The 21,747-nt window shown below is 38.5% G+C and carries 22 protein-coding genes; 20 read left to right on the forward strand and 2 right to left on the reverse strand.

Features of this window, described 5'->3' with window-relative positions; genetic code table 11:
• Positions 1–141 precede the first annotated feature (141 nt).
• The 15 genes from ACFW35_RS03040 to ACFW35_RS03110 all read left to right on the forward strand — a co-directional run bounded on the left by ACFW35_RS03040 (position 142) and on the right by ACFW35_RS03110 (position 14,990).
• Positions 142–321 (forward strand): hypothetical protein, encoded by a 180-nt coding sequence (locus ACFW35_RS03040; protein WP_379843700.1) that lies wholly within the window; start codon positions 142–144, stop codon positions 319–321.
• Positions 318–1,517, forward strand: coding sequence for a PDZ domain-containing protein (locus ACFW35_RS03045; RefSeq protein ID WP_379843702.1), 1,200 nt, complete (start codon positions 318–320; stop codon positions 1,515–1,517). The genes ACFW35_RS03040 and ACFW35_RS03045 overlap by 4 nt, the downstream gene beginning before the upstream one ends.
• 261 nt (positions 1,518–1,778) lie before the next feature.
• Positions 1,779–2,339, forward strand: a complete 561-nt coding sequence (locus tag ACFW35_RS03050; RefSeq protein ID WP_379843703.1) for a GNAT family N-acetyltransferase — start codon at positions 1,779–1,781, stop codon at positions 2,337–2,339.
• Between the two features lie 313 nt (positions 2,340–2,652).
• On the forward strand, positions 2,653–3,453 hold the full coding sequence (locus tag ACFW35_RS03055) for an alpha/beta fold hydrolase (RefSeq protein WP_379843705.1): 801 nt from the start codon (positions 2,653–2,655) through the stop codon (positions 3,451–3,453).
• A 56-nt stretch (positions 3,454–3,509) separates the two neighbouring features.
• A complete protein-coding gene (locus ACFW35_RS03060; protein WP_379843706.1) occupies positions 3,510–5,570 on the forward strand; it encodes a molybdopterin-containing oxidoreductase family protein in 2,061 nt (686 codons plus the stop codon).
• Positions 5,560–6,153 carry a YdeI/OmpD-associated family protein gene (locus ACFW35_RS03065; protein ID WP_379843708.1) on the forward strand — a complete coding sequence of 198 codons (594 nt, stop codon included), beginning with the start codon at positions 5,560–5,562 and terminating at the stop codon, positions 6,151–6,153. Before ACFW35_RS03060 ends, ACFW35_RS03065 begins: the two co-directional genes overlap by 11 nt.
• Before the next feature lie 214 nt (positions 6,154–6,367).
• On the forward strand, positions 6,368–6,793 hold the full coding sequence (locus ACFW35_RS03070; RefSeq protein WP_379843709.1) for an SRPBCC family protein: 426 nt from the start codon (positions 6,368–6,370) through the stop codon (positions 6,791–6,793).
• 119 nt (positions 6,794–6,912) lie between these two features.
• Entirely contained in the window at positions 6,913–7,608 is a 696-nt protein-coding gene (locus ACFW35_RS03075; protein WP_379847361.1) for a DNA alkylation repair protein, read from the forward strand.
• A 355-nt stretch (positions 7,609–7,963) separates the two neighbouring features.
• On the forward strand, positions 7,964–8,239 hold the full coding sequence (locus ACFW35_RS03080) for a hypothetical protein (protein ID WP_379843711.1): 276 nt from the start codon (positions 7,964–7,966) through the stop codon (positions 8,237–8,239).
• Positions 8,230–9,204 (forward strand): ATP-binding protein, encoded by a 975-nt coding sequence (locus tag ACFW35_RS03085; protein ID WP_379843713.1) that lies wholly within the window; start codon positions 8,230–8,232, stop codon positions 9,202–9,204. The genes ACFW35_RS03080 and ACFW35_RS03085 overlap by 10 nt, the downstream gene beginning before the upstream one ends.
• A gap of 293 nt (positions 9,205–9,497) precedes the next feature.
• Positions 9,498–11,567: a BglG family transcription antiterminator gene (locus ACFW35_RS03090; protein ID WP_379843714.1), complete on the forward strand. Its 2,070-nt coding sequence runs from the start codon at positions 9,498–9,500 to the stop codon at positions 11,565–11,567.
• A complete protein-coding gene (locus tag ACFW35_RS03095) occupies positions 11,564–11,827 on the forward strand; it encodes a PTS sugar transporter subunit IIB (RefSeq protein ID WP_379843716.1) in 264 nt (87 codons plus the stop codon). Before ACFW35_RS03090 ends, ACFW35_RS03095 begins: the two co-directional genes overlap by 4 nt.
• Before the next feature lie 29 nt (positions 11,828–11,856).
• Entirely contained in the window at positions 11,857–13,125 is a 1,269-nt protein-coding gene (locus ACFW35_RS03100) for a PTS ascorbate transporter subunit IIC (protein ID WP_379843718.1), read from the forward strand.
• Between the two features lie 146 nt (positions 13,126–13,271).
• On the forward strand, positions 13,272–14,177 hold the full coding sequence (locus tag ACFW35_RS03105) for an AEC family transporter (protein ID WP_379843719.1): 906 nt from the start codon (positions 13,272–13,274) through the stop codon (positions 14,175–14,177).
• 630 nt (positions 14,178–14,807) lie between these two features.
• On the forward strand, positions 14,808–14,990 hold the full coding sequence (locus tag ACFW35_RS03110; protein WP_379835869.1) for a Spo0E family sporulation regulatory protein-aspartic acid phosphatase: 183 nt from the start codon (positions 14,808–14,810) through the stop codon (positions 14,988–14,990).
• Between the two features lie 7 nt (positions 14,991–14,997).
• On the opposite strand, the gene ACFW35_RS03115 is transcribed toward ACFW35_RS03110, so the two are convergent.
• Positions 14,998–15,897 (reverse strand): LysR family transcriptional regulator, encoded by a 900-nt coding sequence (locus ACFW35_RS03115; protein WP_379843721.1) that lies wholly within the window; start codon positions 15,895–15,897, stop codon positions 14,998–15,000.
• A gap of 150 nt (positions 15,898–16,047) precedes the next feature.
• On the opposite strand from ACFW35_RS03115, the gene ACFW35_RS03120 reads away from it, so the two are divergent.
• The 5 genes from ACFW35_RS03120 (at position 16,048) to ACFW35_RS03140 (ending at position 20,765) form a co-directional block, all read left to right on the forward strand.
• Positions 16,048–16,548 (forward strand): DUF4362 domain-containing protein, encoded by a 501-nt coding sequence (locus ACFW35_RS03120; RefSeq protein WP_379843722.1) that lies wholly within the window; start codon positions 16,048–16,050, stop codon positions 16,546–16,548.
• A 291-nt stretch (positions 16,549–16,839) separates the two neighbouring features.
• Positions 16,840–17,769, forward strand: coding sequence for a DMT family transporter (locus tag ACFW35_RS03125; protein ID WP_379843724.1), 930 nt, complete (start codon positions 16,840–16,842; stop codon positions 17,767–17,769).
• 242 nt (positions 17,770–18,011) lie between these two features.
• Positions 18,012–19,421: an amino acid permease gene (locus ACFW35_RS03130; protein WP_379843726.1), complete on the forward strand. Its 1,410-nt coding sequence runs from the start codon at positions 18,012–18,014 to the stop codon at positions 19,419–19,421.
• A 93-nt stretch (positions 19,422–19,514) separates the two neighbouring features.
• Positions 19,515–20,015, forward strand: a complete 501-nt coding sequence (locus ACFW35_RS03135) for a GNAT family N-acetyltransferase (protein WP_379843727.1) — start codon at positions 19,515–19,517, stop codon at positions 20,013–20,015.
• A gap of 126 nt (positions 20,016–20,141) precedes the next feature.
• Positions 20,142–20,765: a methanogen output domain 1-containing protein gene (locus ACFW35_RS03140; protein WP_379843729.1), complete on the forward strand. Its 624-nt coding sequence runs from the start codon at positions 20,142–20,144 to the stop codon at positions 20,763–20,765.
• A gap of 38 nt (positions 20,766–20,803) precedes the next feature.
• On the opposite strand, the gene ACFW35_RS03145 is transcribed toward ACFW35_RS03140, so the two are convergent.
• Positions 20,804–21,664 (reverse strand): STAS domain-containing protein, encoded by an 861-nt coding sequence (locus ACFW35_RS03145; RefSeq protein ID WP_379843731.1) that lies wholly within the window; start codon positions 21,662–21,664, stop codon positions 20,804–20,806.
• Positions 21,665–21,747: the final 83 nt, after the last annotated feature.

The raw sequence follows: 21,747 nt of genomic DNA on the forward strand, positions 1-21,747 counted from the left end.
GGTTGCTTGCATTACAATGGTAGCTTGGCGTTATCCCCCTTATGCTTTAAATGCCAATCAAATTATTGTTGGATAGACATAACTACGAGCTAGTAATTAATAAGAGAAAATCCTTTGTAATCGATAAAGGGGTATAACAAAATGGGATCATTAAATGTTGGAGACATACTTTTTCAGCTTATGGCATTTTTAATTCTGCTCGCTATCATAAGCGGAGTCGGAATGCTGATAAAACGAGCTGTGTCGAGTGATAGAAGACTAAAAAGAATAGAAGAAAAAGTGGATAAACTGCAAGAAGAGAAGAGGAGAGAACGCCCATGACAGACACCTTTGTGAACGAACTGATAGAAGGCATCGGGCTGCTTTTTTTACACCCGCTTTTTTATGGTTTTATATTCGTAGCATTCTTGATCGGACTTAAACGTGTAAAACGGGAACGGAAAGAATTTAAAGTAAAGGTTCACCCCGTAATTGATAATCTAATATTTTCATTGCTGCCTGGTATTCTAATTGGACTCATAGGATCGGTTATCTTTATTGCGGCCGGCGTTACTTTGCCAATTGGTATGATTGCTTTAATCGGATTGATGTACCTTGTCTTAGCACTGACTATGAAAACACGCTTTATGGCACCAGCGTATGCAGTAAGCTTAGCCGCGATCGCAGGTCTTTTACTTCCTAAACTAAATACTGGAATGGCATTTTTGGATAAATGGATTGAGGATATTCAAAATACCCCGCTTGATTCATTAGCTGTTATTTTAGGTGTGCTTTTGATTCAGGAAGGTATCCTGATTTTATGGAAAGGTGCAGACCGTACATCACCGCGTCTTTTTAAAGGAAAAAGAGGACATTATGTAGGAGCGCACGAAGCAACGCGATTCTGGATCGTTCCTCAGTTTCTCGTTCTTCCGGTTGGCTCAATCCCAGTATTAGACTGGTGGCCATTGTTTCCGATGGGAGCTGTCGGGTTCTCGTTTTTCTTAGTACCGTTTGCAATTGGGTATCGACAGCTTGTCACACATACACTGCCTGTCGAAGCGATCAAGCATCTTGGCAAGCAAGTTACTTTGTTAGGGGTTCTCGTATTAGCCATTGCAGCTGCCGGTCATTTTTATAATTTGCCGCTATTAATTGCCATTGCGATCGCCGCAGGCCTTGCGGGCCGTGAACTCATTACACTCGTTACAAGTCAGCGTGATGACACAAGACCCTCTCTTTTTGTACAGAGGGATAAAGGAGTTATCATACTTGCTGTCGTGCCTGGAACGCCCGCAGTTAAAATGGGATTAAAGGTTGGGGAAATAATCGTAAAAGTAAACGGTGTGACACTGACACATGAAACAAGTCTATACAAAGCACTTCAAATTAACGCAGCGTACTGTAAATTGGAAGTACTTGATCTGAACGGAGAGATCCGATTCGTACAAGGATCGCTTTATCAAAATGAACATCACCAGTTAGGTGTACTCCTAGTTCATGATGTAGTGGAACGAAATGTTGCAGTAGGTAATTAAATGTAAGGTTTCATAATTTCTCTTAATTGCATAATATTTTTAAAAGAGCTCATCACAAGTGAGTTCTTTTTTTAACAAACTGGCTAGATAGTTGAACAAGAGAAGGAGTTTTTCATTAGAACTCAAATCTTAAAATGGGCTGTTACATGGGTGTGAGGACATTGATTTATTCAATAGAATTGCAGTAAAAGGTGATATTCTTTTCTTTACTTAAGAATTATAGAATGAGTAAAAATCAGATTAAATATTTTCTGAAAGGGTGTGTGTAATATTTTAGCAACTAATGTATTTCATTTTAAATCTAAGAATGGAAAAATAATAACTATTAGAGAAGCTAGAGAACAGGATGCAGAGAGAATGCTAAATTCTGCTTCAAAAGCATTAATAAACACTCCATACATGCTAAGTACGGTTGAGGATATAAAAAAGATGAGTGTTGTTGCTATTCAAAAAACGTTAAAAGGTTATCGTGAAAATCCAAATTATGTACAGTTTATTGCTGAAGTTGATGGTAAGTTAGTCGGTAAAATAGATTTTAAGAACGGAAACAATGAAAAAATTAGTCATCAAGGGGCATTTGCAATGATCATACTACCTGAATATCGAAATTATGGTATTGGAAGAGCTCTTCTAGAAACGTTAATCAATTGGGCTAAAAATAACAGTAAGATTGAAAAAGTTTGTCTTGAGGTAATGGAAGATAATTTAGGTGCAATCAAGTTATATAAGAATCTAGGCTTTTTTGAAGAGGGTAGAAAAGCAAAAGGTGTAAAGTTGGAAGGCGGCTATCAAGATTTAATATTAATGGCATTATTCGTTTGAATTTGGCCTGAGTACCCTATAGTACGGGTGTTGACTACAGAAGCTGGTATCATCCTTGGAGTTACTTTGGGATTAGTAATGTTATTAATACTCCAAGGCCGCAGAAGGGATTTTTAATACTCTTAAAACATAGATTTCTAATTTTCTTGAGGCAAGGGTTGAAACTTTGGTAACCTTATAATAAGAAAGGGTGCATTTCTTCAAGAAGGAGAGTGCATTTTTTTATTGAATGTAAGAACAGGACTTTTGAATAAGGTAGATAAAATTTAAATGTTTTATTTGAGATTAGCTTATTAGATCGGGGAATTTTATGATGTATTGTAAAGTTAAGATGGGCAGTATTTTTTATGAAGTTGTTGGCGAGGGTACACCTTTATTAATCCTTCATTCTATGGGAACAGATCACCGTTCTATGAAGGCTTGGTTAGAACCCATTTTTAAAAATAATAGCGAGTACCAAAGAATTTACATAGATCTGCCTGCACACGGAAATAGTGCTATTGATGAACACCTTAGATCAACGGATGATATGCTTGTAAATATATTAGATTTTATAGATACCGTACTTCCTAAGAAATCCTTTTCTTTAATAGGTTTTTCTTTTGGCGGATATTTAGCTCAAGGAATATTGCATTATAGACGAAACCAAATAAAAAGTATTTGTTTGCTTGCATCTGCTCTTCATCTAAAAGAGAGGACTTTGCCTGAGAAAGTAGTCTTAGAAAAAGATGAATGTATAATAGATGCATTGGATTCGGATCAAAGAAGTGCTTTTGAAACATTGTTTGTTTATCAAAATAATGAAAATCTGGACTGTTTTTTAAGAGAAGTGCAACCTGGACGGTTATTAGCGAACAGAGAGTTCTTAACATCCAACTGGAGAGAAAAGGGGTACTTTTTCTCTGAAGAACCTTTTCATGATGTTTCTGAGCTGCAGCAGCCAGCGCTCATTATTCTTGGTAAGCAAGATAATATTTGTGGGTATAAAGATTTTGATTTTTTCCTAAAAAAGTTTCCTCATTCAACCTTTGTTATTTTAGATAAAGCAGGACACATGCTTCAGATTGAAAAACGGAAAATAGTACAACAACTAGTTGAAGATTGGTTAGTTTGAATAAGTTTGTTTTTTCGACTGATGTTTGCCAGACACCAATAGAAAGGAGACCGTCTATGTCCTCTTTTTTAGATAGTCCGAATGGAATTTTTCCTTCAGTATGTTCACTAGACTGCCCGGATCAATGCGGGCTGCTTCTTCATAAAAAGAACGGAAAAATTATTAAAGTTGAGGGTGACCCCGATCATCCAGTTACGAAGGGGTTTATTTGCAACAAAGTTCGAAATATGACAGAACGAATCTATGATAAAAAGCGGCTGAAATATCCTATGAAGCGAATTGGTGCAAAAGGAGAAGGAAAATTTGTCCGAATCAGCTGGGATGAAGCTTTAAATACGATTACCACCCGCTGGAAGAAACTGCTGCAAAGCGAAAGTGCCGAAAGTATTCTTCCCTACAGCTTTTACGGAAATATGGGAAACCTCAGTGCTGAAGGTATGGACCGCCGTTTTTTCAATCGATTGGGAGCCTCACAGCTCGATAGGAGTATCTGTAACTCTGCTGGTGCAGCAGGTTACAAATATACGATGGGCGGAAGTTATGGAACTGATCCTGAAGAGACCATCCACACGAAGCTGTTTATTTTTTGGGGGGTTAATGCTGTTAGTACGAACATGCATCAAGCCACTCTTGCTCAACAAGCGCGGAAACAAAATGGCGCTAAGATCGTTGTGATTGATGTCCATAAAAACAAAACGGCTAGATTAGCAGACTGGTTTATTCCCATTTTACCGGGGACAGATACGGCTCTCGCTTTAGGACTGATTCATATATTGTTTGCTGAAAATATGGTGGATTCCTCATTCTTGGCGCAGTTCACAGTCGGTCATGAAGAATTGCGCGAACATGTTTTGCAGTATGATCCTGTCACCGTGTCAGGCATTACCGGCATACCGGTAGAAGATATTATAAAACTTGCAAGGATGTATGGTAAAACTTCGCCTGCTTTTATCCGGATTGGGAATGGCCCGCAGCATCATGACAATGGCGGCATGTTTGTGAGAACGATCTCCTGCCTTCCTGCTTTAACCGGACAGTGGTTAGTTCAAGGAGGAGGAGCGATTAAAGGAAATTCCGCTTATCTGGCCCACAATACGTCTAAATTGCAGCGGCCTGATTTGTTAGAGAATAAAAAAACGCGTGTGATTAATATGAATTTGCTGGGAGAGGCATTGCTTTCTTTAGATCCCCCAGTTAAATCGCTCTATGTATATGGCACTAATCCTGCCGTTGTTGCGCCAGCTGCCAATAAAATTCGGAGCGGATTGGAACGGGAAGATCTATTTACTGTCGTCCATGATCTATTTTTAACAGAAACGGCAAGATACGCAGATATTGTGTTACCGGCCACATCTTCATTTGAGAATACAGATTTTTATACATCGTATTGGCATCACTATATTCAGCTGCAACAACCTGTAATCGAACCATACGAGGAATCAAAATCAAACACGGACGTGTTCAGGCTTCTGGCTAAAGGAATGGGCTTTACTGAAGCGGCATTTGATGATACGGACGCAGAATTAATTGAGCAATCACTAGCAAATCCCATGAATACCTATACGAAAGAGATAAATTTTGAATCCTTAACGAAACATCATTATCTGAAGGCAAAGGCAAAATTTCCTGAAAGCCTTCCCACGCCAAGCGGAAAAATAGAACTATATTCCGAAAAGATGAAACAGGACGGTTATCCTCCATTACCAACATATGTGCCTTTAATTAAGGATTCTGATCATCCCTTTCAATTTATTGCGGCGCCTAACCATAATTTTTTGAATTCAACTTTTGCGAACCAGACAAAACATGTTGAGCTTGAAAAAGAACCTGTAGTGGTTTTGAATCGTGAAGATGCTGAAAAGTTGAATGTAGATGATGGAGAGCAGGTCCGAGTTTGGAACGAGCGAGGAGAATGTATTTTAAAAGCGAGTGTTGGTGACAGCGTTCTTCCGGGTGTGGCTGTTACTCAAGGCCTCTGGGGTGCAGTAGATGGTACAAAACATCTCGTAAACGCGCTTACGCCTGATCGCATTGCAGACATGGGCGGCGGAGCTACCTTTTTTTCAGGAAGAGTATCTATCGAAAAATTAGAGGGAGTATTCCTTTATGACAAATAGTAGAATGAATCGTAAAGTTGATGGATTTTTACGAAAAACAAAACAGTGGAAGGAAGAATTTGAGCAGTTAAGACCTATCATTCTTGACTGTGGACTGACCGAAGATATTAAGTGGATGCATCCTTGTTACATGTATGAGGAAAAGAACATCGTATTGATGCATGGATTTAAAGATTATTGTGCGCTTCTATTTCACAAAGGGGCCTTGTTAAAGGATCCCCATGGGATTCTAATACAGCAAACGGAGAACGTACAGGCGGCACGGCAGATTCGGTTCACCGACGTTCAAGAAATTGTTGAAATGGAATCCATCATAAAAGACTATATTTTTGAAGCCATTGAAGTTGAAAAAGCGGGTTTAAATGTGGAATTGAAAAAGCATACAGAATATATAATCCCTGATGAACTTCAAAATAAATTCGATGATAGCCCTGCCTTGAAAACTGCTTTTGAAGCATTGACTCCAGGACGGCAAACAGCATACATTCTTTATTTTTCTAAACCGAAACAATCCAGGACCAGAATGTCGAGGGTTGAAAAATACTTGAAGCAAATTCTCGATGGAAAAGGATTAAATGATTAGTCTAGAAAAAATACTGTACACAAAAAGCGTGCATTTCTTCAAGAAGGAGAAATGCACTTTTTTCTTGAAGTAAACGGTAGGTAAGTTAGGAAGAGAGGAGGATAAATCATAAAGCAAACTGAATAATTAACTTAATAGACACCAAGGAGCATTAGACCGTTTTTCTATAGCAATCTAGTAAAAATAATCATATTATTGAGAGGTGGACATTCACATGGAAACAAGTAATAAAGTAACCATTAAGGTAGAAACCACAGTTCAAAAACCAGTTGCAGAAGTTTGGAAATATTGGACAGAATCACAGCATATTACGAATTGGAGTTTTGCTTCTGATGATTGGCATGCGCCAAATGCCGAGAATGATTTAAGGGCTGGCGGAAGATTCCTTACGAGAATGGAAGCTAAGGATGGCAGCTTTGGGTTTGACTTTGGTGGCGCATATGATGAAGTAAAACCAAACGAGTTCATTGCTTACACGCTGGATGATGGCAGAAAAGTGACGATAACATTTAATAGCCAAGATAACGAAACGAAAATCATTGAGACTTTCGAAGCGGAAGCTACCAATCCTGTTGAAATGCAAGAAGCAGGCTGGCAGGCCTTTTTGGACAATTTTAAAAAGTACAGCGAAAGCCTCTAAATCTATTAAATTCAATCTAGCATTCATGTGCATTTCTTCAAGAAGGAGAAATGCATTTTTAATGAATCTTATAGGGAATAACGAACAGAAGAAGGAAGTGGTGCACGGTGAATTTACAAATGGTTATGCAAGAGCTTGAAGCACTCAGCAAGGAACGCACTAAGAAAATTTATATATCAAATGGCGCACACGAGCCGCTTTTTGGTGTGGCTACAGGGCACATGAAGCCAATCGCCAAGAAAATTAAAAAGGATCAATCTTTGGCTGAGGAGCTTTATGCTACAGGCAATTACGACGCCATGTATTTTGCAGGGATTATTGCGGATCCAAAAGTAATGACTGAGTCAGACTTTGATCGTTGGATAGACGCAGCGTATTTTTATATGTTATCCGATTATGTGGTTGCAGTCACTTTAGCAGAAACAGATATTGCACAGACCGTAGCCGACAAATGGATCGCAAGCGGAGACGAGCTGAGAATGTCAGCAGGCTGGAGCTGTTACTGCTGGCTATTGGGTAATCGTCCGGATATGGAATTTAACGAAAGCAAGATTGCTAGTATGCTTGATCAGGTAAAAAGTACGATTCACGATTCTCCTGAGCGCACAAAATCTGCTATGAACAATTTTATTTACACAGTAGGAGTTTCATATTTGCCGCTCCATGACAAGGCGGTCGAGACCGCTAAAGCAGTTGGTACTGTAGAAGTTAAACGGGACGAGAAAAAAAGCAGTTTTCTGATTGCATCTGAAAGTATTCAAAAGGAAGTAGATAGAGGGAAAATTGGTTTCAAACGCAAATATGTAAGATGTTAAAACCTCTGAATATTTTTGAAATACTCATCATCTTCACGATCGTTTATGCTATCAGATATTTTATGGAGCCGGAGTATAGGAAACGGAAAAAGAAATGGATAATCATTGATATCATTTTAACTTCAATATTAGCTTTTATAGTTGAATATATCGTTAATTTTTTCTTTAACTAAAAGGTGCGTCACATGGCGTGCCTGTACTTGTTTATAAACCTGATACGCCAGCAAAAATTATGAACGACAAACTTCCTCAATCCTTAGATATAAATACCTGGAAATTAGTTTTATATACAAGGATATTCCTAAATTTTGTCGAAAATCAAAAAGACAGGTAAACCTAGGAAGTAGGGAACAGTATGTGGGAGTCTATTCAAAGCATGTGCTTGCACGTGGTCTTCATTCTTTTTACAATCCTTATCTATCAAGTCTTTTTTAATGAAAGAGAAGAGAAACGGAAAAGAATCCGTTCAAAATTTTTTCTGTTCATGCTGATTATATTAATCTTTACAATGAGCCAGCCTGTCTATTATTTCGAAATCTATAAGTATGACTTTAAAGCGGTCGTAATCATCATATCTTTTTATACGGAGGCAAAAGGGCAGGATTTGCAGCTTTTTTTGCTTTGCTTGTAATCGGTTCCTTTACAGACCAGAAGCTGTTAATCCTATTAGGCAATTATACAGTGTTTTGTCTATTGTTACTCCCTGTAACCAGGTTGTTCCACCGTTATCGAATAAAAGGTAAAGTCATCGTGATCAGTTTGTTTTATATGATGATCCCGATCACAAGAGGGATTTTTCTACAGATAAAAGGAGACCATCGGCAAACCTTATTTGAATTAAGTTCTTCTCTTATTATTTTGGCAACCCTGATTGCAATCATATATTTAATTGAAAATATGAAAGAGCAAATTGAAATGAAACAAGAGCTGATCCGAACAGAAAAAATGAATGTTGTCAGCCAGCTGGCAGCTTCGGTTGCACACGAAATCCGCAATCCGATGACATCTGTCCGGGGGTTTATGCAGTTAATGCAAAAAGAAGAGTTAACGAAGGAACAGCAATTGTACATAAGCATTTCGATTGAGGAATTAGACCGGGCTCAGGAAATCATTAATCAGTATCTAGCGCTCGCAAAGCCGCAAACCGATCAATATGAAACCATTGATTTAACTTCCGTTATTCAACAATCGATTGACGTGATGCATTCTTACGCCATACTGAATAGCATTCAAATCACACAGCAAGTGGAATCATCCCTCGAAATCGAGGGGCTTAAACTAGAAATTCAGCAAGTGTTGATAAATATCATCAAAAATGCGATTGAAGCGATTAAAAGTGAAGGGGAGATCTGGATATCGGCTGAGAAAAATGCCAATGGTTTCGTATCCATTCAAATTAAAGACAACGGTGTAGGAATGACCGGAAATCAAATAAAAAAACTGGGCAGCCCGTATTACTCAACAAAGGAAAAAGGGACTGGCCTGGGGTTAACCGTATGCCATCAAATCGTGAAGCAAATGGGCGGACAAATTTTGATCAAGAGCGAGTTAAAAAAAGGGACATGCTTTACGATCAATCTTCCATCTAAAAAGTAAGAAAATCAGATATATACGAAGGAAAATGAACCGACTCTGCATAAAGAGTCGGTTTTTCATTTTTATTGAAAATTTGCCACTTATGACTGGGATTTTTAAGCGTAAAGTAAGGTGCTGGTAAATCAGCGCCTTTTTGTTTGTTTTTATACAAAAAAACGGTCAAACTGTGCCTAGGATACGTTATAGATCAATAGAGTTTATTATTGTGCAGGTGTATAGACAATAAAGGGTCTGTAAAAGGATACAAATCTCATGAAAAAATCGATACAGTTATGACAGGGGAGGATAATTCGATGCTGTTAGATGAACGAAGTACAATTCTTTTAAAATTACTACAAAGATCATCCCATCTTAAAATGAACGAACTAATAGCACAGACTGGTCTGACACGAAGACAGCTGCAATATGGGATAGGAAAAACAAACGATTGGCTTGAATCTCAAGGATACCTCCCAATCGGCTATGATCAAAATGCCGGTTATTACTTGCCAGATAAAGTTCGAGTTGAGTCCTTTGACATAAAGCTCACGAAACGGACTTATGTTTTTTCAGAAGAAGACAGGCAGACCGTTTTTTATCTTATCCTTCTACTCAGTCAGGAGCTCTTATCCGTCTATCACTTTCAATCCATTTCAGGTGTTTCTCGTAACACTGTCTTAAAAGATCTGCAGCGCCTTAAGGAAGTGGCTCAAAAGAGTCGGTTAAAAATCAAATACTCTAAGCAAAATGGTTATTTGATAGAAGGAGACAGCAATGAAAAAAGGTATGTCGTTGAACAGCTTATTCGCGATGTATTGAATAGTGGAAATGTTCCTCTTATCACACAGTGTGTATGGGGAGAGCATGAGGAAAGGATACAGCAAATTCACAAGCAGCTGATAGCGTTAGAGAGTAAATTAGGAATAACATTCAGCGATGAGCGATTACAGGAACTTGTCTATTTGTTTTTATCCACGGACCAGCTTATCGATAAAGGAGAAGCCATTCATTCCATAGATCATTGGGAACAGCTAGCTTCTACGAAAGAATACCGATTTGTGGAAGAAATGACTCAATCCAATACGTTTAGATCGGTATGGAGTCAATGTGAGAAGTTGTACGCTACTGTACATTTAATGAGTATGAATCGAACAAAAGATGCATCTCCTTTGCAAGAAAATAATGAAGACCTTCAAGATATACTCAAGAAAGTAGTTCAAGAATTTGAAAGGTTAGCATTTGTGCACTTGCATGACAAAGAACAATTATACGATCAATTATTGGTACATTTTAAACCTGCTTATTATCGGATGCAGTATCGTGTAACGCTTGTAAATACGATGACAAAGCGGATTCAAAGAGTTTATCCAGAACTGTATCATGTTACAAAAAAGTCGTTAGCACCGATCGAAAACGTGATAGGCTATCCGATTCCTGAAGATGAAATTGCCTATTTTACGATTCATTTCGGTGGATGGCTTCGCAAACAAGGGACAACACTTGATGAAAGAAAGCGGGCTATCGTTGTATGTCCAAATGGGATCGGGATAAGTAATATCTTGGTATATACCTTGAGAGAATTGTTCCCAGATCTATTGTTTTTAGATGTCTTGTCTGTCAGGGATGCAGCAGATTATCCATTGTCCTATGATCTAGTATTTTCGACGGTACACCTGAGGACGGAAGCACTTCTTTTTGTTGTACCTCCGATTCTAGAGGTGCAGGACAAGCATAAACTGCGTCAACAAGTGATGCAGAAGCTGTATGGATATACCCTGCAGAACTTGGATGTGGATTCCTTGATAAACATAATTGCTCAATATGCAACGATCCATCATCAAAGTGATTTAGAAAAAGCTCTACAAACACATATGTATACTTTTGCACAGAAAAATAAGAAACTTCAGTTTGGGGAGGAAGAGAAACCGGTGCTAGAGGAGTTACTAACAACACAAACGATCCAATTAACAGCGAAGGTTACCGATTGGAAAGAAGGAATCCGTACTGCCTCAAAACCATTATTAGAATTAGGAACGATTGAAGAAGGTTATGTCGAGGCAATGATTGAATCAATCGAAGTAAACGGGCCATATGTCGTTATTACACCAGGAGTTGCTATTCCACATGCGCGACCAGAGGAAGGTGTTCGTTCCTTATCCATGAGTTTATTAAAACTAGATGAAGCGGTAGATTTTGCATCGGATAAGCCAGTCCGGCTCATTATTGTTTTAGCTGCCGCCGATAGTGAGTCTCACCTGCGTGCACTTGTTCAGTTAACGACACTTCTGGGTGAGCCTGCGAACATTGAAGATATTTTACAAAGTACAGATAAATCCGTTCTATTAAATTACATTCAAAAGTATTCGAAGGAGGAAACAAAATGAAGATCATGGTTGTATGCGGTAATGGATTAGGGAGCAGTTTCATCATGGAGTTAAACGTGAAGAAAGCGTTAACGGAAATGGGGAAAACAGCAGAGGTAGATCATACGGATCTCGCTTCTGCAAAAACGGTGCCAGCAGATATTTATATAGGAGCAGCTGACATTGTTGGACAGCTTGACAATGGAAATCGAACAATCGTTACATTAGAAAATATGATGAACATTTCAGAAATCAAGACAAAGTTAGAAAAACATATTTAAAGATGACTTAGTGAAGGGAGCAGGAAAAGATGCTGGATTTAATCATGAAAGATATTCTAGGTACACCTTCAATTCTAGTTGGGCTCTTTGCTCTCCTTGGATTACTGCTGCAGCGTAAATCTGCTGCAGATGTGGTATCGGGTACATTGAAAACGGTGATGGGCTTTATCATCATCGGTGCAGGAGCTACAGTGTTAATCGGAGCGCTCGATGTATTTAGCCAGATGTTTGATCATGCCTTCCATGTACAAGGGGTGATTCCAAATAATGAGGCTATAGTAGCTGCAGCCCAAAGTAAATTTGGTACTTCAACTGCTTTAATCATGGTTTTTGGTATGATCGTTAATATCATACTCGCTCGTTTTACTCCATTGAAATACATCTTTTTAACAGGGCATCATACATTGTTCATGGCATGCTTGATAGCCGTTTCTCTCTCTGTAGGAGGAATGAATGGTATTCCGCTCGTTATTATTGGCTCAATCATATTAGGATTTTGTATGGTTGCTTTTCCAGCCTTACTTCAGCCATATGTAAGAAAAATAACGGGAAGCGATGATTTTGCAATCGGTCATTTCGGAACAGTTGGATATTTTATTTCTGCAAAAGTTGGAGGATGGTTTGGGAATAAAGAGAAACCGACTGAAGAGATAAAAGTTCCTAAATCACTTGGCTTTTTACGTGACACATCTGTAGCAGTTTCGCTTACAATGACAATATTCTTCGTTGTTGTAGCCTTATTTGCGGGGCAGAGCTTTATTGAAACGAAATTATCTGGTGGTTCTAATTTTATTGTATTTTCCTTCATGCAAGCCATTACTTTTGCGGCTGGGGTATACATTATTTTAACCGGTGTACGCATGTTGATTGCGGAAATAGTTCCAGCCTTTAAGGGTATTGCTGATAAAGTAGCTCCGGATACAAAACCAGCTCTTGATTGCCCAACAGTGTTTCCTTTCGCGCCAAACGCAGTAATCATCGGTTTTCTCTTTAGTTTTATCGCCGGGATGATCTCAATGTTTGTTCTTCCACTTGTTGGATTGAAAGTAATTGTCCCAGGGTTAGTACCACATTTCTTTACGGGTGCAGCTGCTGGTGTTTTCGGTAACGCAACAGGCGGAAGAAGAGGTGCGATGTTGGGATCATTTGCTAATGGTCTCATCATTAGTTTCTTGCCTGCCATTCTTTTGGTGTTACTAGGGGATGTTGGTTTTGAAGGAACGACATTTGGCGATTCAGATTTCGGCATAATTGGGGTATTGATTTTAAGTATTATGAAACTATTAGGATTAGCCTAAAACACTAGTTAAAATATTTAATAGTAATTAAAAAAGCAGCCGTTCAATCTAACGGATGCTTTTTCCATTTGACAGAGCTAATCATATCAAGTCTCGTTTAACGGTATGATACGATAGAGGAAGTGAATAAGGAAGAAGGTTTATACATGTTAGAACTGCTAAGTATCGTCTTGCCTGTTTTCGCTATCTTTGCTATCGGATTTATCGGTCAAAAGGTGATCGGTTTTGAGACACAATCCCTTTCCACAATGGCTCTCTACCTTATGTCTCCCTTTCTTGTTTTCCGAACTTTCTATGAAACTACATTGACGAAGACATATGGGTATATGCTGATTTACACGCTTGTGCTTTGTTTTACGCTTATTGCGTTCGTATATGTGATCAGCTTTATTAAAAAATACACTGTGTGGGAAACGTGCGGAATAATTCTCGCGTCAGCCTTTATGAATAACGGAAACTATGGGACACCTGTCGCTCTTTTTGCTTTTGGTGCTGCAGGACTTGATTATGCTGTTGTGTTAATGGTCATTCAGCAGCTGGTAATGTGTACGGTGGGGATTTACTACGCCGCAAAAGGAAGTCCAGAAAACGGTGGCGTCTCCTCTGCGCTAAGAGCGGTAGTGAGAATGCCGATCCTATACGGTGCGATAGCTGGTGTTATTTTTCAACAGCTGGGTATAAAAATAGGAGGTTCCATTGCAGAAGCTCTCGATTTAGTCGCAGACTCTGCCATTCCGACCATCATGATTATTCTGGGAATGCAGCTAGCGAAAATTTCATTGAGAAATGTTCAGTTCGAAAAGCTGATATACTCGCTATTACTAAAATTATCCGTTTCACCAGCGATCGCGTATGGCATCACTCTCTTTTTGCCGATAGACCCAATGCTTAAAGCGATTATGATTTTAATGGCTGCTATGCCTTCTGCGGCGAATACGACCATGTACGCACTTCAATTTGGAACAGAACCAGACTTCGTATCTAGTGCTACATTAATCAGTACTCTTCTCTCTTTAATCACGCTGCCTGTTCTGCTCGCAATCCTTTTATAATGAAAAGGCTTTTTGATTGTTATTTTGAAGCACTTCTTTGACAGTTGATAGGAGCGCAAGGTGCGAGACTCCAGCGGGATTAGTGGGACAGGTGAGACTCCTATGGACGCAAAGCGTCGAGGAGGCTCACCGCACACCCCGCGGAAAGCGAGCACCTGGAGCGGAAATCAACCACTCCCAATAGCACATCAAATGAAAAGAGCTAACCATTAGGTCAGCTCTTTATTATTGGGGTTAGCCAATTCTTTTTTTGTTTTTCTTGCTCTTAGCTCTTTTCTTATTATTTAAGAAATTATCTAGAATTTTAATTAGACTCAAAATAGACACCCCCCTATTTTGAAACTTGGAAAGAGAATATACGAATACATCCTCCTTCTGCTATATCTTACGCAGGCTTGTCTAAATTTATTGGACAAATAAATGATTATTTACGTGGAATTTTTTAAGAAAAAACTCAAATAAAGGGTGTGAAATGTAGAAGATGTCCAAGTAACATCTTTTTTTCATTAAGTTCAGCAATACTGAAAGACTATTAAAAAACATTAAATTTACATAATTTGGGGTAAGTTCTATTCTTATATTATAAACAGAAAATGGAATAAACTAGTGTGCTAGAAAGGGATTGCTTTAATGGATTACGAGATGCATTTACTATTGCAGGAAATCAAAAGATGCCGTCAAAAAATGTATGACCTTAGACCGAGCTCAAATGATTTTTCTAATCATGAACTTGTAAAACAAAGTCAGTTGCTGGATAAGTTAATCTTTTATTATCAAAAGAGTATGCTAGAGAAAGAACAGAATGCTAACTAACTGTTTGTTATTGATCTAGTAAATACCTTACGATTTTATCGAATTCTTTTGCTTCTGCCGTGAAACCTTTTGTAAGAGGATAAAGCGTCCAAAAATCTTGAAGAATCAGATCTGGATTTTTAAATGGAATGAGGGCTAAATTTCCATTCAGTACATCTGCGTTCTTTTTAAAGGTAAAGTTCAAAACGAAAGAAAACGCATGTCCGTCTAGAATAGCTGATCGCAGCACTTCAACATTGTTTGATGAAAACAAGATCTGATTATTATTAAAATACGTATCATTAAACGTTGTTCCGCCTTTTGAATTGTAAATGACGATCTTTTGATCCGCCAGTTCATCAGGAGTTAGATATTCCTTATAGTACAGAGGAGATTTCTTTCCTGCACAAACACAGACATGACCAGTATAGAGGGGTTCGTACCCAATTCCTTTTTCATGCTTCATAGAAGATAGATCATACTCTGTAAAGGAACTTAACCCGATATCGATACTTCCATTCTTAATTTCTTCTAAAATATTATCCTGGTCGATTTCTTTGATCATGACGTTGACCTCAGGAAACTGCTCATGAAACAGGATAAAAGCATCATATACCATATAGGTGAGTGCTGGTGCACAGCCTACTTTTAATGCTAGTCTTTTTGCTTTTTGTTTAACAGAAAGCTCTTCTTGAAGTTCATCCATCTTATGTAGAATTTCATACGCCTTAGACACGATAGATTTTCCTTCGGCGGTCGGGAGTGTACCATGCCGGGAACGCGTAAATATCGAGATACCAAACTCTTTTTCCAGCTGAGTGATGGATTGACTGATCGCAGAAGGGGAGAGATGAAGCTTGTCAGCAGCTCTTGTGATAGAACTTTCTTTTGCGACTTCTACAATGTATTTGATTTGTTCTAAATTCATAAAATTTCTCCTTTTAGTTAAGCAGACTTTAATGAAAAAGATATTATATTCATTTTAGCTTAAAACATATTTTTGTGGAAAATGGAAATTGCGACCAAATCATTTTGTATATCGTCTAATCTAATAAATGGATTAATTTGAGGAGGCAAAATGAAGATTTTAAGTTTAGTCGCTATGATTACGGCAGGTATTTGGTTAAACGGTTTATATGAACATGGAGATGGAAGGGAAACAGCTCTTCTCCCTATTAACGAACCCCCTTCAGAAGCTTACAACTTGAATGCGGCAAAAAAGAGAGGAGATGTTATATGGGGATATGAAGATTACAATATTGAGCGGTTTCAGGATTTTTTAGCAAATACGAATGCTAAAAAGAAAGATGAAATTCGAATCACGAGTTATACAATGGAAGGAGACCCCATCTTTAAGGATCTTGTTTTTGACGGAGAAAAATATCATTACACATATGATAATTCCCATGATGGTTATGCAGGACAAGACAAAGGCATTTACAAAGATATCTGTTCTGAAATACTAATGGAAGAACCTGCTGAGCCTGCTTTTATTTTAAACGGTTGTTCAGAACAAATAGGTGCCACTGAATACTTTTTAATCCGATTAAAACCAGAATATATAATAAATCAGGAATAAAGCTTCTCGCGGGAAACCCTCCCTGCGAGTTTATTTATTTGGCTCTTTTATTCATTTGCAAGTTGATTGAAGCGCAAGGTGCGTGCCTACAACCTGAGATTACTTCTCGCAGGGCATGCGACGAGGAATCGCGCTTCGCTGAGTTTACTTGTAGACGCAGGAACAAAAATGCTGACCCCCTGACAATTTAAAAATCTGACACTTTTTATAGAGTCAGAATTTCATTATAATATCTCTATGCTTTTCATTTTATAAAGGTAAAAGCAAGTTGCAGCTTAGGAGGTTTGCTTCATGAAACGCTCTCGTCAAATCGGTTTAATGATGATTATTAGTGGTGCCACGCTATGGGGAATTTCTGGTCCCATGATTCAGTGGCTTTTTCAAAAAACAGAACTGACATCCGCTGACTATTTAGTTGTCCGTTTAATAGCAGCAGGTATCATTCTATTAAGTTTTTTATTTTTTGCAAAACAAGATATCTTCACGATATGGAAACATCCGGGTCAATGGATTCAGCTTGTGATCTTTTCGGTTCTTGGCATGCTTGGAGCGCAATATGCTTTTATCGAAACGGTTTACATAAGTAATGCTGTAACAGCTACTTTGTTTCAGTTTCTTGGTCCAGTTTTTATTATGATATGGGTTGTGGTTCTTAACAAAAAGCTGCCTTCATCCATGCAGTTCATCGCATTGTTTGCAGCAATAGCTGGCGTTTTCTATTTGATCACAAACGGATCTGTGCAGGATATTGTATTATCAAAGAAAGCAATAGTTTTTGGGGGATTAACAGCGTTCGGGTTTATGTTTTACACGCTGCACCCTGCCTCACTCATTAAGCGATGGGGAACGTCCATTATTGTGGGCTGGGGGATGCTGACAGGAGGAATCGTTCTATTTTTGGCGAATCCCGGATTTAGCTTTTCGGATATATCCAGTACATTAACGGTCAGCACATTCTCCATGCTTCTCTTGATCATAATAAGCGGAACGGTTTCTTTCGTTCTTTATATCGGCAGCTTAAAATACTTATCAGCAGTTGAAACAAGCCTGCTATCAAGTATTGAACCGCTCGTCGCTGCGGTTTTATCGATCACTTGGCTGAATGAATCTTTTGGAGCGTACCAGCTCTTAGGCGGGGCATTTATTGTGATTGCAGTCGTTTTCCTGTCGGTTCCTGAAAAAGAAACGTTACCAATGAAAGAAAATTTCTCTTGTAAATGAAATAATCTCTAGCGAAAAAGGTGATATCCTGCATACCGGTATCATCTTTTTTTGTTGTTATGTAAAAATCTTAGGTTTCGTTTAACGTAAAATGAACATGGGTATATTTGTGAAATAAAGCTAGCAAGTTAGTAATTTCTGCTATTGCTCCAAAAAGTGTCGAAAGTTAACGAAAAATATTGTATATTAAGATTAGATTGAATTTACAAACAAATTAAAAACAACTATTCATGGAGGTTTTTATGAAGAATGGTATTTTTAGGAAAAAGAGTATTTCTGATTTAGTAGCAGCATCTAAAACAGGTACAACACTCAATAAAGAGTTAGGTACTTGGGATTTAACGATGCTTGGAATTGGAGCTATTATTGGAACGGGTATTTTCGTTCTTACCGGTGCAGGAGCTCTAACTGCCGGACCAGCTCTTATCATCTCATTCGTCATTGCAGGTTTGGCGTGTTTATTTGCAGCTTTGTCTTATGCTGAATTTGCCTCAACCGTGCCAGTTTCAGGATCCGTATATACGTATACGTATGCAACGATGGGTGAATTCCTTGCATGGATTATCGGATGGGACTTAATCCTTGAATATTTGTTGGCCGTTAGTGCGGTTTCTGTTGGATGGTCTGGTTACTTCCAATCACTATTAAAAGGATTTGGCATCCATATTCCAGCTTCGCTAAGTGCAGCACCAGGAGCGGTCCCAGGTCTAACATCTTATTTTAATCTTCCTGCATTTTTAATCGTTATGCTGATTACATTCCTGCTCTCAGTAGGTGTTAAGCAGTCAAAACGAGTAAACAACATCATGGTTGTAATCAAAGTAGCCGTTGTTTTACTCTTTATTGTAGTAGCCATTGGTTATGTTAAACCGACAAACTGGACGCCTTTCACACCATTTGGAATGGAAGGAATCTTTGCGGCAGCAGCCTTAGTGTTCTTTGCCTTTATCGGATTTGATGCAATCGCATCAGCAGCTGAGGAAACGAAAAATCCAAACAAAGATCTTCCAAAAGGAATCATCTATTCATTGCTTATCTGTACATTCCTTTATGTGATTGTTACCGGCATCATGACTGGAGTTGTTCCATACCCTGATTTTAAAGGAAACGAAGATCATCCTATTTCTCTTGTTCTACAGTTGGCGGGTCAGAATTGGGTAGCAGGAATTGTTGACGTTGGGGCGATCCTCGGGATGACAACAGTAATGCTCGTAATGCTTTATGGACAAACTCGTGTATCCTATGCGATGTCACGTGACGGTCTTTTGCCGAAATTCTTTAGAACCGTTCATGAAAAGTACCGTACACCATATGGTTCAACATGGTTCTTTGGTATTGTAGCTGCACTTATGGGAGCTTTAATACCGCTTGACGAGCTTGCAAAACTCGTTAATATCGGAACATTGTCTGCGTTTGTACTGGTTTCCGTAGCAGTACTTGTGCTGAGAAGAACACAGCCTGATCTGCCACGTGCTTTCAGATGTCCTGGTGTACCATGGATTCCTATACTTGCGATCATATTCTGTGGTTTCTTAATGGCACAGCTGGATGGAGACACATGGGTTCGTTTCATCATCTGGCTTGGTATCGGTGCAGCTGTATATTTCTTATATTCAAAGAGACACTCAAAGCTTGAAAAAGAAATGGAATAAGCAACTTATGAAAAGAGACTTTTTATGGAAGTCTCTTTTTTGTGGAAAAATAAGTTAAAATAAATGTTATAAACATGAATGGGGAAAATCATTATGATTGAAACACAGCGTCTTCTTATTATTCCATATACTTATGAGTTAGTAGAAGCTACATTAAAAGGAAAAAGAAAAGGAAAAAGTGAACTAGAATTGGCTTTAGGCTGCAAAGTTTCTGACGAATGGCCGAGCCCGACATATGCAAAACGAATACCGCAAAAAAAAGAAAAGCTGAAACAACACCCTGAAACATCAATTTGGAGCATGATCGTAATAGAAAAAGAGAGTAATACACTAATCGGTGAGATTGGCTGTAAAGGTGGCCCTAACGACAAAGGAGTTGTAGAGATTGGTTATGGCTTAGTCAGTAAAGCAAGAAATAAAGGATATGCTACAGAAATGGTTTCAAAATTAACAGAATGGCTTCTTGAACGTTCAGACGTAAATAAGGTAACAGCTGAGTGCTTGGATTCGAACATTCCTTCGGTAAGAGTCTTAGAAAAATCAGGATTTCAGTTAATCGAGCACAAAGATGGAATGTACTTTTGGGTGAAATAAGTAATTATTCATCTGGTATTTTAAGGTTTCAAAATCTTTATAACGGGTATCCAAAGAGTGTTGTCCATATCTTACCAACCAATCTAAGAACAGCATGTAATTCATAAAGGAAAGGGTAGATGTGTTATGCGCCTTTCAAAAGGTGAATTAAATGGACACACTTTTTTAGCAAAACTTATTACTCAATATGCCTTAATTCATAGAAAAACGATTGGTCCTGCTGCCGAAAATTACATTGAACAGCTTGGACTGAGAACAGGTGAATGGATCGAAAGATTTTATGAAGATCCACTGCACTGGACGGTTGACCAATATGTTCATGTAATAGTGGATTTGAAGAATTCAATCGGCGGGCATTTTGAAATTGTCAGTGTGAATCCTGACCATGTAGTAGTTCGTGCAAAAGAGTGTCCTTTCGGGGAGTTTGTGATGGATGCTCCTCATTTATGCAAGTTGACCTCTAGCGTTTTTGGTGGCATTGCAGCACGAAAATTCGGTTATGGAAAAGTATCGCAGCGTAAACGAATTGCACTTGGAGAGCCGGTTTGCGAAGTAGCTATATACTTTGAACCAGATGATAGAGAAGAAGGGGATATATATGAAAATGTCCCGACTACCCCTGAACATGGAGATCCGTTTGCTTGGGAGGAAGAGACCATCACAATGCTTAATTATGAGCTGAAAAAAAGTGATGAAATGGTGATCAGTCTCTTAAAGGAATTAGAGGATCTAAAACGCGAAAAATCTTAAAATTCAAAGAACAGACCCCTGCAGGATCTGTTCTTTTTTTATTTATTAAGTTTGCCATATCCAAAATCCGCTAGGGCTTGAAGCAGATTCCCTTTTAAGGTGATCTCGCTAAAGTCCAGGTTCAAGCTTACGGAAGTTTGTGCAATCTCTGGACTTAATCCGGTAAGTGTCGTTTTCACACCGAGAAGTTTTAGCGTTGATACGAGCTGGAAAATGCGATGAGCAACCATCGTATCAATGTAGCTTACTCCAGATAAGTCAATAACAAGTAAAGTAATCTCGCTTTCAACACATTGCTGCAAAGTTGAGTCTAATAAAATTTTTGCTCGATTTGTATCAATTTCTCCAACAACAGGAAGTACGGCGACCCCAGGGAAGAGCGGGACAACTGGAACTGAGAGTTCTTGAAGCGATAAGTGAAACTTTTCTGCCATATCCCGATAGTTGTTCACATAAGATTTGCTGAACGCTTGTACGGCATAATCAATCATCGGATTAATCGTGGTTGAAATGTGTAAGACAGATTCAGCTGACATGGATTGCAGGGAGCCTTCTTCTTTAATAAAATCCCAAATTGAATTGCGATAATAGGAAGTGCTCTCCAATGATTTATCAAGAGGCTGACCTGATTGAACAGCAGCCATTCCAACCTTTTCACCCCATTGAGAGATGGTCTCTTGCGGATCAGCCAATTTGCCGGAAATCGCGTCTCCTATTAACTGGATAAATGTGATGGATGCTTCGAGTCTTTCCTGTCCTTGATCTCTATGCTGAAGTGAAACATACGTTTCATTTTTTATGATGTTTGTGATGATCTTCTGGGCGATTAGTTCTGCATTTTCGTTAATCTTCTTACCGATTTCGATTTGATCAAGCTTTTGCATCATATGAAGATCCATTTACTACTCCTAATATTTTTAGACGTTAATTTTATTGTAGCAAAAACAATCAATATATGTTTAAATTGCAGAAAATTTTTTAT

The organism is Fictibacillus sp. NPDC058756 (assembly GCF_042746035.1).
Taxonomy (GTDB): Bacteria; Bacillota; Bacilli; order Bacillales; family Fictibacillaceae; genus Fictibacillus.

Excerpts from the sequence above, each read along its gene's own strand:
- ACFW35_RS03040 (WP_379843700.1), top strand. The coding sequence starts at position 142 with ATGGGATCATTAAATGTTGGAGACATACTTTTTCAGCTTATGGCATTT.
- ACFW35_RS03045 (WP_379843702.1), top strand. The coding sequence starts at position 318 with ATGACAGACACCTTTGTGAACGAACTGATAGAAGGCATCGGGCTGCTT.
- ACFW35_RS03055 (WP_379843705.1), top strand. The coding sequence starts at position 2,653 with ATGTATTGTAAAGTTAAGATGGGCAGTATTTTTTATGAAGTTGTTGGC.
- ACFW35_RS03060 (WP_379843706.1), top strand. The coding sequence starts at position 3,510 with ATGTCCTCTTTTTTAGATAGTCCGAATGGAATTTTTCCTTCAGTATGT.
- ACFW35_RS03065 (WP_379843708.1), top strand. The coding sequence starts at position 5,560 with ATGACAAATAGTAGAATGAATCGTAAAGTTGATGGATTTTTACGAAAA.
- ACFW35_RS03070 (WP_379843709.1), top strand. The coding sequence starts at position 6,368 with ATGGAAACAAGTAATAAAGTAACCATTAAGGTAGAAACCACAGTTCAA.
- ACFW35_RS03075 (WP_379847361.1), top strand. The coding sequence starts at position 6,913 with ATGGTTATGCAAGAGCTTGAAGCACTCAGCAAGGAACGCACTAAGAAA.
- ACFW35_RS03080 (WP_379843711.1), top strand. The coding sequence starts at position 7,964 with ATGTGGGAGTCTATTCAAAGCATGTGCTTGCACGTGGTCTTCATTCTT.
- ACFW35_RS03090 (WP_379843714.1), top strand. The coding sequence starts at position 9,498 with ATGCTGTTAGATGAACGAAGTACAATTCTTTTAAAATTACTACAAAGA.
- ACFW35_RS03095 (WP_379843716.1), top strand. The coding sequence starts at position 11,564 with ATGAAGATCATGGTTGTATGCGGTAATGGATTAGGGAGCAGTTTCATC.
- ACFW35_RS03100 (WP_379843718.1), top strand. The coding sequence starts at position 11,857 with ATGCTGGATTTAATCATGAAAGATATTCTAGGTACACCTTCAATTCTA.
- ACFW35_RS03105 (WP_379843719.1), top strand. The coding sequence starts at position 13,272 with ATGTTAGAACTGCTAAGTATCGTCTTGCCTGTTTTCGCTATCTTTGCT.
- ACFW35_RS03110 (WP_379835869.1), top strand. The coding sequence starts at position 14,808 with ATGGATTACGAGATGCATTTACTATTGCAGGAAATCAAAAGATGCCGT.
- ACFW35_RS03115 (WP_379843721.1), bottom strand. The coding sequence starts at position 15,897 with ATGAATTTAGAACAAATCAAATACATTGTAGAAGTCGCAAAAGAAAGT.
- ACFW35_RS03120 (WP_379843722.1), top strand. The coding sequence starts at position 16,048 with ATGAAGATTTTAAGTTTAGTCGCTATGATTACGGCAGGTATTTGGTTA.
- ACFW35_RS03125 (WP_379843724.1), top strand. The coding sequence starts at position 16,840 with ATGAAACGCTCTCGTCAAATCGGTTTAATGATGATTATTAGTGGTGCC.
- ACFW35_RS03130 (WP_379843726.1), top strand. The coding sequence starts at position 18,012 with ATGAAGAATGGTATTTTTAGGAAAAAGAGTATTTCTGATTTAGTAGCA.
- ACFW35_RS03135 (WP_379843727.1), top strand. The coding sequence starts at position 19,515 with ATGATTGAAACACAGCGTCTTCTTATTATTCCATATACTTATGAGTTA.
- ACFW35_RS03140 (WP_379843729.1), top strand. The coding sequence starts at position 20,142 with ATGCGCCTTTCAAAAGGTGAATTAAATGGACACACTTTTTTAGCAAAA.
- ACFW35_RS03145 (WP_379843731.1), bottom strand. The coding sequence starts at position 21,664 with ATGGATCTTCATATGATGCAAAAGCTTGATCAAATCGAAATCGGTAAG.